Raw genomic sequence first — 14,922 nt, 5'->3', positions numbered from 1 at the left:
CCCAAGCGGGGATAGGACCCATGAAAATTGTTATGGCGATTATCAAGCCATTCAAGCTGGAAGAAGTCCGTGACGCCCTGACCGCCATCGGCGTTCACGGTCTCACGGTGACGGAAGTCAAGGGGTATGGCCGCCAGAAGGGCCATACGGAAATCTATCGCGGTGCCGAATATGCCGTGAGCTTCCTGCCCAAGATCAAGATCGAGGTCGCTGTCGCCTCCGACCAGGTCGACAAGACCATCGACGCCATCACGTCCGCCGCCAAGACCGGACAGATCGGCGACGGCAAGATCTTCGTCATCAACCTCGACCACGCGGTGCGCATCCGCACCGGCGAGGCCGATGCCGCGGCCCTTTGATTTCGCGCTCAACCATTATCCAATCAGGAGTGAATAATATGACGTTCAAGCGTCCCTATGGCGCGGGATTGGCGGCTCTCGCAGTCGGCCTGTTCGCTGCGACCGCAGCCTACGCCGAGCCAACGGTCAACAAGGGAGACAACGCCTGGATGCTGACATCGACAGTGCTCGTGCTGTTGATGACGATCCCCGGCCTCGCGCTGTTCTACGGCGGTCTTGTCCGTTCCAAGAACATGCTCTCCGTCCTGATGCAGGTGTTCTACACCGTCTGCATCGTCACCGTGATCTGGGCCGTGTACGGCTACAGCCTGGCCTTTACCGGCGGCTCCGACTTCATCGGCGGCTTCTCCAAGGCCTTCATGATGGGCGTCACCACCGACTCGAAGGCCGCGACCTTCTCGGTCGACGCCAACATCTCGGAGCTCATCTACATGTGCTTCCAGATGACCTTCGCGGCGATCACCCCCGCCCTCATCGTCGGCGCCTTCGCCGAGCGCATGAAGTTCTCGGCGATCGCGCTGTTCATCCCGCTCTGGGTCACGCTGATCTACTTCCCGATCGCGCACATGGTCTGGTACTGGCCGGGCCCGGACATGATCCAGGACGCTGCCAAGGCTCTTGCCGCGGCCACTGACGCGGCGGCGAAGACCGCGGCGCAGGCCAAGCTCGACGAGATCAACGCCGACGCCGGCTGGATCTTCAAGAAGGGCGCGATCGACTTCGCGGGCGGCACCGTGGTGCACATCAACGCCGGCATCGCAGGCCTCGTCGGCGCTCTCTTGATCGGCAAGCGCGTCGGTTACGGCAAGGAGCTGATGGCTCCGCACTCGCTGACCATGTCGATGATCGGCGCCTCGCTGCTCTGGGTCGGCTGGTTCGGCTTCAACGCGGGCTCCAACCTCGAAGCCAACGGCGGCGCAGCGCTCGCCATGACCAACTCCTTCGTCGCCACCGCGGCCGCCGCGCTGTCGTGGATGTTCGCGGAGTGGATCATCAAGGGCCATCCGTCGGTGCTCGGCGTCATCTCCGGCGCTGTCGCGGGTCTCGTGGCTGTCACCCCCGCCGCCGGCTTCTCCGGCGTGATGGGCGCGATCGTCCTCGGCCTCATCGTCGGCGTGGTCTGCCTGTTCTTCTGCACCGTCGTGAAGAACGCGCTCGGCTATGACGACTCCCTCGATGTGTTCGGCGTGCACTGCGTCGGCGGCATCGTCGGCGCCCTCGGCACCGGCATTCTCGTCAACCCCGCCCTCGGCGGCGCCGGCATCATCGACTACACCGCGATCCCGCCGAAGGTCGCCGACTACGACTTCGCGGCGCAGATGATGTCCCAGATCTGGGGCGTCGGCACCACGCTGGTGTGGTCGGGCGTCGGCTCGGCGATCCTCTACAAGGTCGTCGACGTGATCGTCGGTCTGCGCACCAATGTCGAGAGCGAGCGTGAAGGCCTCGACATCACCGAGCACACCGAGCGCGCCTACAACATGTAAGGCTCCTCCCGGACGCGGTCTCCCCGGAGACCGCGTCCAAAACTACGGTCCGGGCACATACCCGGCAATGCCCTGACCGTTGAGGGGCTCCAGCGCAAGCTGGAGCCCCTTTCTTTTTGCGCGGCTGTTTTTGATTTCGCAGCGAAGAAAGGGATTGCCATTCCGCACCGGCGGCGCAGAAATGTCGCCCATAAGAAACAACAAGCGGGAGGTCGTCATGCGTTTGGAAGGCGGATGCTATTGCGGCGAAGTGCGCTACCAGGCCGAGGGCGACCCGATGATGCAGGCCCAGTGTCATTGCCGCGAGTGCCAGTACATCTCGGGCGGCGCGCCCAACACCTTCATCGCGATGCCGGTGGCCGGCTTCAGCTACACCAAGGGTCAGCCCAAGCAGTTCACCCGCAAGGATCTCGAACGCGCCGTCACGCGTGAGTTCTGCGCCGAATGCGGCACCCATCTGGCGACCAAGGTTCCGGGCCTGCCCGCCGTGGTGGTGAAGGTTGGCACGCTGGACGATCCGACCCAGTTCCATCCGCAGATGGCGATCTACACCTGCGACATCCAGGAATTCCATGCGATCCCCGCGGGCATGAAGACGTTCGAGAAACTGCCGGGGCGCTGAGGCCGGGAGGCTTGCCAAGCTCGTCATGCCGGGCTTGTCCTGGGCATCCAGTTTCTTGAGTGCTGCCCGAAAGGCGTGGATGGCCGGGACAAGCCCGGCCATGACGCAGCCCCCGAACACGCCCGCATCCCGTTGTTATCCGGCCTCAATATTCCAGCTCTGGACGCACCTGCCGACCGATGGTTAATCGCGTCTTAACCTCGCCCTATCTATGGTGAACTGAACCGCTTCCCGCCGGCGCCGTGCTGCGACCGGCTGTTCCAAGAGTACTGGCGCCCAGAATGGTCATGACCGCTTCATCCCGTGCGCCGCAGGCCGGTGGAAGCTCCAACAACGAACGCTCGCCCTTCGTCCGGCTGAACGAGCTGCTGGCGCCGCATCAGCCTGGCAAGCCATTGATTTCCCTCGCGGTCGGCGAACCGCAGCATCCCGTGCCCGATTTCGTCGGCCCGGTGCTGGCCAAGCACATCGCCGATTTCGGGCGTTACCCGATGAACCAGGGCACCGACCCGTTCCGCCAGGCCGCAAGCGCCTGGATGTCGTCGCGCTTCAAGCTGCCGCGGGCGCTCGACCCCAAGGGCGAGATTCTCGTGCTCAATGGCAGCCGGGAGGGCCTGTTCCTCGCCGCGATCGCAGCGGCGCGCTATGTCGGCCCGCGCCCCGGCAAGCCCGCCATCCTGATGCCGAACCCGTTCTATCCGGTCTATGGCGCCGGCGCTCTCGCTGCCGCCTGCGAGCCGGTCTATCTGCCGACCACGGTCGAAAACGGCTTCCTGCCTGATCTCGACGCCATCGACGAGGCGACGCTGGCGCGCACCGTGGCGTTCTATCTGGCCTCGCCTGCCAACCCGCAAGGCTCGGTCGCCTCGCGCGATTACTTCACGCGCCTGAAGCGCCTCGCCGATCGCTACGGCTTCATGATCCTCAGCGACGAATGCTATTCGGAGATCTACACCCGCGAAGCGCCGGGCAGCGCGCTCGAATGCGCGGGCGGGGATTTCACCCGCGTGGCCGCGTTCCAGTCGCTGTCGAAGCGCTCGAATCTGCCGGGCCTGCGCGTCGGCTTCGCCGCCGGCGACAAGACATTCATCGGCATGTTCCTGGAGCTGCGCAACATCGCAGCGCCCCAGGTGCCGGTGCCGCTGCAGCATGTCGCGACCTTCGCCTACGGCGACGAAGCGCATGTCGAGGAGAACCGCAGGCTCTACCGGATCAAGTTCGACCTCGCCGACCAGATCATCGGCAACCGTTACGGCTATCGCCGGCCCGATGCCGGCTTCTGCGTCTGGCTCAATACGTCGGGGATCGGCGACGACGTGTCCGTAACGCTCAAGCTCTTCAGGGAAGCAGGCGTGCGCGTGGTGCCCGGCAGCTTCCTGGCGCGGCAGCAACCTGACGGATTCAATCCCGGCGCGGGCTACATTCGTCTCGCGCTGGTGCAGGATGGTGAGACCACGGCGCAGGCATTGCATCGCCTGGTCGAGACTCTGGGTTAGGCGGGCCCGTGAGCATGTCGGCAATCGAACGTGTCATTCCACTGGTCGGCCATCTGCCGCCATCGATCCGTGAGGGTCTGGCGCGGCGCATGCGCGAGCTCTCCGGCCTCGGCCTGATCGGGCTGGCGGGCGTCGCCTCGGCCGCGCTGATGACCTGGTCGGTGCAGGATCCCAGCCTCAGCCACGCCACCTCGCGGCCGATCCGCAATATCCTCGGCTATGCCGGCGCGATCGGCGCCGATCTTGCGATGCAGATCCTCGGGCTCGGCGCGATCATGCTGGTCCTGACCGTCGCGGTCTGGGGCTGGCGCATGATGACGCATCGCCCGTTCGACCGCGAAGCGCTGCGGCTCGGCTCCTGGATTCTCTGCACGGTCATCGCGGCGGGCTTCGTCAGCTGCTGGCCGCATGGCGGCGCATGGCCACTGCCAACCGGCCTCGGCGGCGTCGTCGGCGATGCCCTGGTGCGCGCGCCCGCGGTGATTTTCGGACCGCCGGGCACGATCTATCGCATCGTGCTCGGCACGATCCTGTTCGCCGCAATGGCCGCGACCTTCCTGATCGCCTGCGGCCTTGGCGCCCGCGAGCATGACGACGAGCTCGCGGAGATCGAGGATGACGACAAGCCGCTCGACGAAGACGATGAGAGCGATCGCGGGTCGGTGTCGCTGGGCTGGCTGTTCCATGCGCTGATGAGCACGAAGGCGCGGCTGATCTGGCTGTGTGGCGCCGCCTACCGTTCGCTGGTCTCGAGCGGACCGAAGACCAAGGCCGTGGCGTTCAGCCGGCAGGAGCCGAATCTCGGGGGCGGGCGCTCCGCGCCGTCGATCTCGCCGCAGTCGGAAGACGAAGACGACGAGGATCAGCACGAGGAAGAGGAAGACGAGGAGGAAGAAGAGGAGGAGCCCGTCGCGCGCGCACCGCGCAAGAAGGCTTCGCCGAAGGCCCCCGCCAAGAAATCCTCCGACAAATTCGAGCTTCCGTCCGTGTCCGTGCTGGCCGCGCCCAAGGCCGGCGATCGCCAGCCGCTCAGCAAGGCCGAGCTGGAAGCCAATTCGCGCTCGCTCGAAGGCGTGTTGCAGGATTTCGGCGTCCGCGGCGAGATCGTGAAGGCCAATCCAGGCCCCGTGGTCACGCTGTACGAGCTGGAGCCTGCGCCCGGCATCAAATCCTCGCGCGTGATCGGGCTTGCAGACGACATCGCCCGCTCGATGAGCGCGCTGTCGGCGCGCGTCGCCGTCGTGCCGGGCCGCAACGCCATCGGCATCGAGCTGCCGAACGCGCATCGCGAAAAGGTCTATTTGCGCGAATTGCTGATCGCCAAGGAAGCAACCGACACGGTGGCCAAGCTGCCGCTCTGCCTCGGCAAGACCATCGGCGGCGACCCCGTCATCATCGACCTCGCGCGCACGCCGCACATGCTGATCGCCGGCACCACCGGCTCCGGCAAATCGGTCGCCATCAACACCATGATCCTCAGCCTGGTCTACCGGCTGCGCCCGGACCAGTGCCGCCTGATCATGGTCGATCCGAAGATGCTCGAACTCTCCGTCTATGACGGCATTCCCCATCTGCTCACGCCCGTCGTGACCGACCCGAAGAAGGCGGTGGTCGCGCTGAAATGGGCCGTGCGCGAGATGGAAGAGCGCTACAAGAACATGGCCAAGCTCGGTGTGCGCAACATCGACGGCTACAACACGCGCCTGCTCGAATTGAAGGCCAAGGGCGAGGAGCCGACGCGCACGGTGCATACCGGCTTCGACAAGGAGACCGGCAAGGCGATCTACGAGGAAGAGAAGCTCTCGCTCGACCCGCTGCCCTACATCGTCATCATCGTCGACGAAATGGCCGACCTGATGATGGTCGCCGGCAAGGACATCGAAGGCGCGGTGCAGCGCCTCGCGCAGATGGCGCGCGCCGCCGGCCTGCATGTGATCCTGGCGACGCAGCGTCCGTCGGTCGACGTCATCACCGGCACCATCAAGGCGAACTTCCCGACCCGCATCGCCTTCCAGGTGACGTCCAAGATCGACAGCCGCACCATTCTCGGCGAGATGGGCGCCGAGCAATTGCTCGGCCAGGGCGACATGCTCTACATGGCCGGCGGCGGCCGCATCAGCCGCGTGCACGGGCCTTTTGCCTCCGACGACGAAGTCGAGAAGGTGGTGCGTCACCTCAAGACGCAGGGACAGCCGGAATATCTCGAGGCGGTGACCGCCGAAGAGCCGACCGAGGACGAGGATGGCGGCGCCGTGTTCGACGCCAGCGGCATGGGCGCGGACGGCGGCGGCGATCTCTTCCAGCAGGCCGTTGCGATCGTCAAACGCGACCGCAAGGCTTCGACCAGCTATATCCAGCGCCGCCTGCAAATCGGCTATAACCGCGCCGCATCGCTGATGGAACGCATGGAACTGGAAGGCATCGTCGGACCCGCCAACCACGCCGGCAAGCGCGAGATTCTGGTCGAGGAAGAAGACAGCCATATGTGAGGCGAGGAGCCTCGACGAGACATCATTTCACGCAAAATCGATATCTGCTTTTGCCCGAAATCACGCTAAAAGGCGCCTAGACATACAGGACGACGCGTTGATCAGACATCCGGACATTCGATTCGCTGCCAATATCGCTGCGCGAAGCGCGCGCGTGGCCGGCGTGCTGCTCGTCACTGCCGCGATGGTGACCGCGACGTCGTTCGCGCAGACCGTGCCGGTGCCGAAACCCGCGCCGAAGGGCCGTGATGGCGCTCAAACCGGAGGTGGTGGACCCGCTGTCACCGGCGCGACGCAGACGCCGCCGAATCCGGTGATCCCCGATCCGCGCCGCAACGTGCCGAGCAGCATCTTCCAGACCTTCGATGCCAACCAGAAGGCGCAGGCGGCCAAGGTCAGCGCCTACCTCTCGTCGCTTTCGACGCTGGTCGGGAATTTCGTCCAGGTCGGCCCCGACGGCAGCAAGACGCAGGGCGATTTCTACATCCAGAAGCCGGGCAAGGTACGCTTCGAATATGACGCGCCGAGCCCGATCGACATCGTCGCCGACGGATCGTCGCTGGTGGTGCGCGACCGCAAGCTCGCGACCCAGGACGTCTATCCGCTGTCGCAGACGCCGCTGCGCTTCCTGTTGTCCGACCGCATCGACCTGATGAAGGACACCAATGTCGTTGGCGTCTCGGCCGACGACGTCTTCGTCAGCGTCACCATCGAGGAGAAGCAGGCGCTGGTCGGCACCAGCCGCCTGCTCTTGATGTTCGGCGCCAAGGACGGCCAGCTCAAGCAGTGGACCGTCACCGATCCGCAGGGCTACGACACCACGATCGCGGTCTACAATCTGGATTCGAGCAAGAAGCTCGATCCCGGCATGTTCAAGATCGATTTCACCAATTACGGCCCGGCGCCGGGCTAGTCCCGTCTCGTGTCCCGGACGCGACGCAGCGCGTAGCGGTGCGGCGCACAGCCGGGACCCAGAATGCAGCGCAGTGGGCCCCGGCTCAGCAGCGCGTCACTCGTGGCGCGCAGCGTCCGGGGCACGAGAGATTGTCGTGGATGGCCATAGTCGGTCTATCGCGCACGGGTGCTTTCCCCGCGCCAATCCATGCTAAGACGCATTTCCCATGCGTTTTTCCCTGACAACCTGGAACATCAATTCGGTGCGGCTGCGCATCGATCTGGTCGCGAAATTCCTCAAAAGCGCGCGGCCGGACGTGCTGTGCCTGCAGGAGACCAAGTGCATCGACGACGCCTTCCCGCTGAAGCGCTTCAAGCGGCTCGGCTATGAGCACGTCGCGCTGAACGGGCAGAAGGGCTATCACGGCGTCGCCATCGTCTCGAAGATTCCGTTCGAGTCAAAGGACATCCGTACCTTCTGCGACAAGGTGGATTCGCGCCACATCTCCGTGTCGTTCGGCGAGAAGGCCAACATCGCAAAGCCGCTGGTGCTGCATAATTTCTACGTGCCCGCCGGCGGCGACATTCCTGATCCCGCGGTGAACGAGAAGTTCGACCACAAGCTTCGCTTCCTCGACGAGATGAAGGCGTGCGAGCCGCTGCATCCGCGCGGAGAGGATCGCCACATCCTGGTCGGCGATCTCAACGTCGCCCCGCACGAGAACGACGTGTGGTCGCACAAGCAGCTGCTGAAGGTCGTCTCGCACACGCCGGTCGAAGCGGAAAAGCTGCAAGCCGCGCTCGAGGCCGGCGAATGGGTCGACGTCGCACGCGACCGCATTCCGATGTCCGAGAAGGTCTACACGTGGTGGAGCTATCGCTCCGCCGACTGGACCGTCGGCGATCGCGGCCGCAGGCTCGACCACATCTGGGTGTCGCGCGCATTGAAGGATGCCGTCAGCGATTTCAAAATCCTGCGCGATGCGCGGAGCTGGGAGCGGCCGTCGGACCATGTGCCCGTGACGGTGACGCTGGACGTATAAGTTCGTAGCCCGGATGGAGCGGTAATCAGGACGTCAGCTTCGCACCCGCCATCAAGATGTCGCTCGCGATCTGGCTCGAGCGCACCGCGAATTCGTCACGAAGACGGACTGCGGCGGCAGGGTCGCTTTCGAGCACGCGCTGGAACAGGCTGCGGGCGACGCGGATGACGGAGGAGTGCTCCAGCGCGATCGCGCTCGACGGACGCTTCATCGGCACCACCAGCGCGAGCTCGCCGATCAGCGCGCCGGGACCGGCGATCATCTCGGCGCCGGCGCCGTCGTCGACCCGGAACGCGCCGCGCTGGACCACGAAGCCGGCATCGGCGTCGTCGCCGAGATTGAACAGGGTGTCGCCGCGGACAAAGTCACGCTGCTCAGACCCGATCGCCAGCATGCGCAACGAGGCGTCGCCCAACAGGCGCAGTGTCGGGACTCGCTCGAGAAGCGCTACGTCGTCGTCGATTGACATTCAGATCCGAGGCTCAAGGGCATGCGATCTAAAACGATTCGCACGCCCTTCAAGCGTATCACGGCACCAGCTTGTAGCCACCGGCTTCCGTGACCAGGATTTCCGGGTTGGCGGCGTCCTTCTCGATCTTCTGGCGCAGGCGGTAGATGTGGGTTTCCAGCGTGTGGGTGGTGACCCCGGAATTATAGCCCCAGACCTCCTGGAGCAGGGTCTCGCGCGAGACCGGCATCTGGCCGGCCCGGTAGAGGAAGCGGAGGATGGCGGTTTCCTTCTCCGTCAGGCGCACCTTGCGGGCATTGGCCGCGGTGAGCATTTTCGAGCCGGGACGGAAGGAGTAGGGGCCGACCGAGAACACCGCGTCCTCGCTGGCCTCGTGCTGGCGGAGCTGGGCGCGGATGCGGGCCAGCAGGACGGCAAAGCGGAAGGGCTTCGCCACATAGTCGTTGGCGCCGGATTCCAGCCCCAAAATCGTATCGGAATCGGTGTCGTGACCGGTCAGCATGATGATCGGAGCCTTGAAGCCACCCTTGCGCAGGGAGCGGACCACCTCACGGCCGTCGGTGTCGGGCAGGCCGACATCCATCAGAACGAGATCGGGGGCATTGGCCTTGGCGGCGCTTGCGCCCTTGGCGCCGGTATCGACGGCAGAGGCCTCAAATTCTTCGTGTAGCGATAATTGCTCCACCAACGTATCGCGCAGATCGGTATCGTCATCCACGATCAGGATCTTGCGGGCATTGGCCATAGGGGGTCATCCTTTTGGGGTCCGGCTCGGCGCGCATCCAATGCCGCACCCAGCCGTGAGGGGAAGTTTAGGGGTCGCTGTTGTTATTGTTGTTCGTGTTGAAGTAGTGGGCTGTCACCGATTCACAAGCCAGAACCACTCTAACTCAGAATAGCAGGGCGTTTCGATGAATGTCCTGTAATGAATTCGACATTGCACGTTCACATGAAAAATAGAGCTGCTTCAGTCGGTTACACCATGAATCGAAGTGCCGGACCGCTTCGAACGATCCGCGTTAAGCCTGCCGCCGGCAATCCGCGGCGAGGCTGGCTGATCGCGGGCTCGCTGACCATTCCGGTCGCGCTGGGGCGGGGCGGCATCCTGGCCAACAAGCGCGAGGGCGACGGCGGCACCCCCAGAGGCAGCTTCCGTCCCCGGCGATTGTGGTGGCGGGGCGATCGGCACAGCCGTCCGCAGACCTTCGTGCCGGCCCGGACCATCACCGCAGCCGACGCCTGGTGCGAGGATCCCAAGGACCGCCATTACAACCAGGGAATCCGGCTGAGCGAGGGGCAGGGCGGCGACCGCCTCAAGCGCACAGATCATCTCTATGACTTCATCATCGAGATCGACCACAATACCAGGCCGCGGATTGCCGGCCGCGGCAGCGCGGTATTTTTGCACCTGGCCCGCGACAATTTCGGCCCGACCGCGGGCTGCGTCTCGATGACGAAATCTGCGATGCTGCAATTGCTGCGGCGCCTGGGCCCACGAACAAGAATTGTCATCGGGTGAGATCAATGCTCGACAAGGATCAGATCGCGGCCGCATCGCGCGTGCTCGTTCAACATTGGCGCGACGGCTCCAAGCTTGACGCGCTGGAGGCTCCGGTGCGGCCGCAGAGCCGCATCGAGGGCTACGCCATCCAGGCTGCGCTCGAAACCCAGTCGCTGGGAGAATTGTTCGGCTGGAAGATCGCAGCCACGAGCGTATCAGGACAGCAGCACATCAATGTCACCGGACCGCTGGCCGGTCGCATCATGAGCGACACGGTCATCGCCGACGGAGGGACTGCGTCGATGAAGGGCAACGAGATGCGCGTGGGCGAGCCTGAATTCGCCTTCCGCATGGGACGCGACCTGCCGCCGCGCGCAGTGTCGTACACCATCGACGAGGTGCTGTCCGCCGTCGACAGCTTCCATCCCGCGATCGAGATTCCCGATTCGCGCTTTCGCGATTTCGCCAGCGCCGGCGAGGCGCAGCTCATCGCCGACAATGCCTGCGCGCATCTGTTCGTGCTGGGCGAGGCGACGGCTGCGAACTGGCGTGCGATGGATCTCGTCGAGGAGCGGCCGCAGATCACGCTGCGCGGCGAGCGTTATGTCGGCCACGGCAAGAACGTGCTCGGCGATCCCCGCGTCGCGCTCGCCTGGCTTGCCAATGAGCTCTCCGGGCTCGGCATCACCTTGCGGGCAGGGCAGGTGGTGACGACAGGCACGTGCCATCCGCCGCTGCCGATCCAGTCCGGCGATCACATGACGGTGGACTTTGGGGTGTTGGGGACGGTGGCGGTGGGGTTCGTGTAGGCAATTCACGCTCTCCTGTCGTCCCTGCCTTCGCAGGGACGACAGCAATCACCTGTGCCCGAAGATCGCACTGCCCACGCGTACATGGGTGGCACCCAGCATGATTGCGGTGGCGAAATCCGCGCTCATGCCCATCGAGAGATTGGTCAATCCATTGCGCGCGGCGATCTTGGCGGTCAGCGCGAAATGCGCCGCCGGCGGTTCGTCCACCGGCGGGATGCACATCAAGCCCGATATCGTCAGCCCATAGGTGTCGCGGCAGCTGGCGAGGAAGGCGTCCGCCTCTCCGGGCGCGATGCCGGCCTTCTGCGGCTCTTCGCCGGTGTTGATCTGGACGAAGAGCTGCGGGTGCTTGTTCTGGGATTCGATTTCCTTGGCTAACGCTTGGCAAATGCTCGGACGGTCCACCGAGTGGATGGCATCGAACAGCGCGACCGCCTCTTTCGCCTTGTTGGATTGCAACGGTCCGATCAGATGCAGCGCGATGCCGGGGTAAACAGACGTTAACGCGGGCCACTTGCCTTTGGCCTCCTGCACCCGATTCTCGCCGAATACGCGCTGTCCGGCGTCGATGATCGGGATAATGGCGTCCGCGGCGAACGTCTTGGACACCGCGATCAGCGTCACGGAGGCGCGATCGCGCCGCGCATCCTTGCAGGCGCGTGCAATTTCGGCTTCGACCGCGGCAAGCGCGTTTGGTGAATGGCCGGTTACCGGCGCGGCGTTTTCATCTGTCATGACGTCGACTGATTAAGGACGTAACTGGGGTAAGTCCAATTTTACCGAGTTCAAGAAAGAGTTTTTGAACCCTTCGCTTTACCTTCGCCCATCGGGGTGGGTAGCGAAGATGGCAAGCATCAGTCTCAACCGCAAGCGAGCGAAACTCAAGCAGGTTCTCGGGATCCGGGCGCGGCTTGCGTTGCTCGCGGTGATTCTGGTGGCGCCCTTGATGCTCGAGCGCATTCGTTCGCTCGAAGACACCCGCGCCCGGCAGATCGCGCAGGCCACGATTGAATTCACCACCGTCGCAAGGCACAGCGCCGATGCGCAGCGCGAGGTGATCTCCTCGGTCGAGACCATCCTGAAGTCGGAAGCTTTCATCCGCGCCTCCGCCGGCGGCGTCAGCAAGAGCTGCGACGTGCTGCGCGCGAGCCTGCCGTCGAACCTGCCCTGGATCCGTACGCTTCTGATCGCAGGCCAGGACGGACGCATCCAATGCGCCACCAACAACATGTATGTCGGCCTCGACCTCAGCGACCGGCCGTATTTTCGGCAGGCCCAGGAAACCGGCCGCTTCGTGCTGAGCGATTTCATCCTGTCGCGCCCGGTGCAGACGCCGACCGTCATGGCGGTCTACCCGGTATCCGCCTTCAGCGGCGTCGCCGATGCCGTCGTGCTCGCCACGGTCAACCTTGACTGGATGTCGAAGGTGATGAGCAATCTGGGCGGCCGCGCCGGCATCACCGCCGTGCTGGTCGACAGCGCAGGCACCGTGCTGGCCGCGCCGGCCGATCAGCATAGCGCGGTCGGCCGTCCGCTCGACAACATGCCGCTGATGTCCGCTATCGCCGACCGGGCGCTGCGCTCCGACCAGGACGAGGGCGCGCTGTCTTTCCTCGCCGCCGACGGCTCGCGCCGCGCGGTCAGCTACATCCGCATCGCGGGCACCAATGCCCGCCTGATCGCCAGCATCGACGAGGACAAGGTGTCCGCGGCGGTCAGCCGCGACATCCGCACCGCCTATCTCCAGCTCGCTTTCGTCGTGGTGTTCGTCCTGCTCGGCGCGCTGATCGCTGCCGAGAAGCTCGTCATCAAGCCGATCGAGATGCTGGTCGACATGGCCAAGCGCCTCGGCGAGGGCGATCTGTCGGCCCGCGCGGCGCGCAATCGCCTGCCGGCCGAGTTCGTGCCGCTGGCCCGCGCGTTCAATGCGATGGCCGCGCAACTGAGCCAGCGCGAACGCGAGCTGATCGCGAGCAACGACCGGCTGACGGTGATGGCCTCGATCGACATGCTCTCGGGCCTTGCCAACCGCCGCGGCTTCCAGAGCCGGCTCGACTTCGAATGGATGCGCGCGCAGCAATATGGCAGCGACCTCGCGCTGCTGATGATCGACGTCGACCATTTCAAGCTGTTCAACGACACCTATGGTCATCTCGAAGGCGATTCCTGCCTGACCAGGCTCGGCGAATCGCTGTCCGGCATCGCCGCCGACACGATGGGCTTTGCGGCGCGCTATGGCGGTGAGGAGTTCTGCCTGCTGCTGCCGAACACCGATGTGAACAGCGCCGTGAAAATCGGCGAACAGGTGCGCGCGGCGGTGCTGAAGCTGTGCCTGCCGCACATCACCTCGGCCCATATGATCGTCACCGTCTCGATCGGCGTTGCCGCGACGAAGCCCAACGAGGCCTTGCGTCCCGGCGATTTGATCGAAGCCGCCGACGCCGCGCTCTACGCCGCCAAGCACCGCGGCCGCAACAATGTCGTCGAGCACGGCATCCAGGCGATCGAGAGCGGCGCGGCTGATATGATGATGGCGGCCAGCGCCTAGTCAGGAGCCGCTGCCTTTCCCTCTTCCCGCGCGAAACTTAGTCCGCAGCCCTGCGACGATCGAGCTCGATCTCCGTCACCACGCGATTGCGGCCGCTGCCCTTGGCGAGATAGAGCGCGCGATCGCAGCGCTCGATGAGATCGGTGATCGCTTCGCCGGGCCGGTACTGTGCCACGCCGATCGACACGCTGATATTAGGCAGGGTCTCGCCGGTCGAGCGGCGCGTGATCGTGCATTCGGCGAGCGCACGCCTGATGCGTTCGGCAATCTCGGCGCAAGTGGCGAGATCGGCGTCCGGCAGCACCGCGATCAGCTCCTCCCCGCCATAGCGGGCCGGCAGATCCTGCGTCCGGACCTTTTCCCGCAGCACCTTCGCCATCAGGCGCAGCACCTGGTCGCCGACGCCGTGGCCGAAATTGTCGTTGAAGGTCTTGAAGTGGTCGATGTCGAGCATCAGCACGCTGAGCGGCTCGCCCCAATCCGCAGTCCCCTGCGCCTTGCGCAGGAATTCGTCGAGCGCCCGCCGGTTTGCAAGGCCCGTCAGGGTGTCGGTCCGCGCGCGCTCCTCGGACCGCGAGAGCGAATCCCGGATGACATCCAGCTCGCGGGTCTTTTCCGCAAAGCCCGCTTCCAGCCGCGTGGCGCGTGTGGCGGCCCGGGCCAGCTCGTTCATGAGCTGGGCGACCAGCGCCTTCGGATCGACGCCGGCCTTGCTCTGGTCGGCCACCTGGCTGATGGCCTGCATCTGCGAATGGTTGTCAGCGATCGCGGTCGCCAGAAATTCCTTGGCCGCACCCATCAGGGCCTGCAGCCGCTCGGACGTGTCGACCACGATGGCGCTGACCTGGGGCGCGACATAGGTCTCGAACAGATCCTGATTGGTACGGGCGTCGAACGGACGATTATGGTCGATCAAGAGATCGATCGCGTTGCGCAAATCGTCGTGGCTGCCCGCGAAATATTGGTACCAGACCGCGAAATTGGCCGGCGTCGGCGCAATCCGCTGTTCGGCCATGCTGCGCATCGCCCGTCCGGCGATGGAGGCGGCATAATCATAATCGGGATCGTCGAAGCTGGAATCCATTGCGCTCATGCGGTCTTATTGGGCCGCAAATTGGCATCGACCCCTTAATCACACGCCAACGCAGGCCCTCGTAGTTATGCGGAGGCGCGCGCAAAGTTCCAAATCGCGGCAACCCATT

The 14,922-nt window shown here is 64.7% G+C and carries 14 protein-coding genes; 10 read left to right on the top strand and 4 right to left on the bottom strand.

Translation table 11 applies throughout. The features are described 5' to 3' along the window. The first annotated feature begins 20 nt into the window (after window positions 1-20). The 7 genes from RPS27_RS14535 to xth all read left to right on the top strand — a co-directional run bounded on the left by RPS27_RS14535 (window position 21) and on the right by xth (window position 8,390). On the top strand, window positions 21-359 hold the full coding sequence (locus RPS27_RS14535; RefSeq protein WP_008142813.1) for a P-II family nitrogen regulator: 339 nt from the start codon (window positions 21-23) through the stop codon (window positions 357-359). Between the two features lie 38 nt (window positions 360-397). Further along, complete coding sequence (locus tag RPS27_RS14530) at window positions 398-1,846, top strand: ammonium transporter (RefSeq protein WP_063198703.1); 1,449 nt, start codon at window positions 398-400, stop codon at window positions 1,844-1,846. Between the two features lie 217 nt (window positions 1,847-2,063). Next, a complete protein-coding gene (locus RPS27_RS14525) occupies window positions 2,064-2,468 on the top strand; it encodes a GFA family protein (protein ID WP_212064702.1) in 405 nt (134 codons plus the stop codon). A gap of 281 nt (window positions 2,469-2,749) precedes the next feature. Then, complete coding sequence (locus tag RPS27_RS14520) at window positions 2,750-3,964, top strand: aminotransferase class I/II-fold pyridoxal phosphate-dependent enzyme (RefSeq protein ID WP_212064703.1); 1,215 nt, start codon at window positions 2,750-2,752, stop codon at window positions 3,962-3,964. Between the two features lie 8 nt (window positions 3,965-3,972). Next, a complete protein-coding gene (locus tag RPS27_RS14515) occupies window positions 3,973-6,453 on the top strand; it encodes a DNA translocase FtsK (protein WP_212064707.1) in 2,481 nt (826 codons plus the stop codon). A gap of 154 nt (window positions 6,454-6,607) precedes the next feature. Further along, window positions 6,608-7,366 carry an outer membrane lipoprotein carrier protein LolA gene (locus RPS27_RS14510; protein WP_212065207.1) on the top strand — a complete coding sequence of 253 codons (759 nt, stop codon included), beginning with the start codon at window positions 6,608-6,610 and terminating at the stop codon, window positions 7,364-7,366. Between the two features lie 208 nt (window positions 7,367-7,574). Next, window positions 7,575-8,390 carry an exodeoxyribonuclease III gene (gene xth / locus RPS27_RS14505; RefSeq protein ID WP_212064710.1) on the top strand — a complete coding sequence of 272 codons (816 nt, stop codon included), beginning with the start codon at window positions 7,575-7,577 and terminating at the stop codon, window positions 8,388-8,390. Window positions 8,391-8,415: 25 nt separating this feature from the next. On the opposite strand, the gene RPS27_RS14500 is transcribed toward xth, so the two are convergent. Beyond that, window positions 8,416-8,859: a cyclic nucleotide-binding domain-containing protein gene (locus tag RPS27_RS14500; protein WP_194405284.1), complete on the bottom strand. Its 444-nt coding sequence runs from the start codon at window positions 8,857-8,859 to the stop codon at window positions 8,416-8,418. 58 nt (window positions 8,860-8,917) lie between these two features. Further along, on the bottom strand, window positions 8,918-9,604 hold the full coding sequence (locus tag RPS27_RS14495) for a response regulator transcription factor (protein ID WP_007598630.1): 687 nt from the start codon (window positions 9,602-9,604) through the stop codon (window positions 8,918-8,920). Between the two features lie 237 nt (window positions 9,605-9,841). Here RPS27_RS14495 and RPS27_RS14490 point away from each other — a divergent pair, with 237 nt between their 5' ends. Both RPS27_RS14490 and RPS27_RS14485 read left to right on the top strand, forming a co-directional pair. After that, on the top strand, window positions 9,842-10,378 hold the full coding sequence (locus tag RPS27_RS14490; protein ID WP_249131343.1) for a L,D-transpeptidase: 537 nt from the start codon (window positions 9,842-9,844) through the stop codon (window positions 10,376-10,378). A 5-nt stretch (window positions 10,379-10,383) separates the two neighbouring features. Further along, window positions 10,384-11,169 carry a 2-keto-4-pentenoate hydratase gene (locus RPS27_RS14485; protein ID WP_212064714.1) on the top strand — a complete coding sequence of 262 codons (786 nt, stop codon included), beginning with the start codon at window positions 10,384-10,386 and terminating at the stop codon, window positions 11,167-11,169. A 48-nt stretch (window positions 11,170-11,217) separates the two neighbouring features. Here RPS27_RS14485 and RPS27_RS14480 read toward each other — a convergent pair whose 3' ends face one another. Next, on the bottom strand, window positions 11,218-11,907 hold the full coding sequence (locus RPS27_RS14480; protein ID WP_211415196.1) for a YggS family pyridoxal phosphate-dependent enzyme: 690 nt from the start codon (window positions 11,905-11,907) through the stop codon (window positions 11,218-11,220). Between the two features lie 109 nt (window positions 11,908-12,016). On the opposite strand from RPS27_RS14480, the gene RPS27_RS14475 reads away from it, so the two are divergent. Next, window positions 12,017-13,720 (top strand): diguanylate cyclase domain-containing protein, encoded by a 1,704-nt coding sequence (locus RPS27_RS14475; RefSeq protein WP_212064716.1) that lies wholly within the window; start codon window positions 12,017-12,019, stop codon window positions 13,718-13,720. Window positions 13,721-13,757: 37 nt separating this feature from the next. On the opposite strand, the gene RPS27_RS14470 is transcribed toward RPS27_RS14475, so the two are convergent. After that, window positions 13,758-14,804: a GGDEF domain-containing protein gene (locus tag RPS27_RS14470; protein WP_212065208.1), complete on the bottom strand. Its 1,047-nt coding sequence runs from the start codon at window positions 14,802-14,804 to the stop codon at window positions 13,758-13,760. Window positions 14,805-14,922: the final 118 nt, after the last annotated feature.

Source organism: Bradyrhizobium sp. WYCCWR 12699, assembly GCF_032144035.1.
Lineage (GTDB): Bacteria > Pseudomonadota > Alphaproteobacteria > Rhizobiales > Xanthobacteraceae > Bradyrhizobium.
Note: the sequence above shows the minus strand (reverse complement) of the source record. Positions and strands in the feature narration are given on the sequence as shown.

Bases quoted from the DNA above. Each gene is read 5' to 3' on its own strand.
- RPS27_RS14535 (WP_008142813.1), top strand. From the start codon at position 21: ATGAAAATTGTTATGGCGATTATCAAGCCATTCAAGCTGGAAGAAGTC.
- RPS27_RS14530 (WP_063198703.1), top strand. From the start codon at position 398: ATGACGTTCAAGCGTCCCTATGGCGCGGGATTGGCGGCTCTCGCAGTC.
- RPS27_RS14525 (WP_212064702.1), top strand. From the start codon at position 2,064: ATGCGTTTGGAAGGCGGATGCTATTGCGGCGAAGTGCGCTACCAGGCC.
- RPS27_RS14520 (WP_212064703.1), top strand. From the start codon at position 2,750: ATGGTCATGACCGCTTCATCCCGTGCGCCGCAGGCCGGTGGAAGCTCC.
- xth (WP_212064710.1), top strand. From the start codon at position 7,575: ATGCGTTTTTCCCTGACAACCTGGAACATCAATTCGGTGCGGCTGCGC.
- RPS27_RS14500 (WP_194405284.1), bottom strand. From the start codon at position 8,859: ATGTCAATCGACGACGACGTAGCGCTTCTCGAGCGAGTCCCGACACTG.
- RPS27_RS14495 (WP_007598630.1), bottom strand. From the start codon at position 9,604: ATGGCCAATGCCCGCAAGATCCTGATCGTGGATGACGATACCGATCTG.
- RPS27_RS14490 (WP_249131343.1), top strand. From the start codon at position 9,842: ATGAATCGAAGTGCCGGACCGCTTCGAACGATCCGCGTTAAGCCTGCC.
- RPS27_RS14485 (WP_212064714.1), top strand. From the start codon at position 10,384: ATGCTCGACAAGGATCAGATCGCGGCCGCATCGCGCGTGCTCGTTCAA.
- RPS27_RS14480 (WP_211415196.1), bottom strand. From the start codon at position 11,907: ATGACAGATGAAAACGCCGCGCCGGTAACCGGCCATTCACCAAACGCG.
- RPS27_RS14475 (WP_212064716.1), top strand. From the start codon at position 12,017: ATGGCAAGCATCAGTCTCAACCGCAAGCGAGCGAAACTCAAGCAGGTT.
- RPS27_RS14470 (WP_212065208.1), bottom strand. From the start codon at position 14,804: ATGGATTCCAGCTTCGACGATCCCGATTATGATTATGCCGCCTCCATC.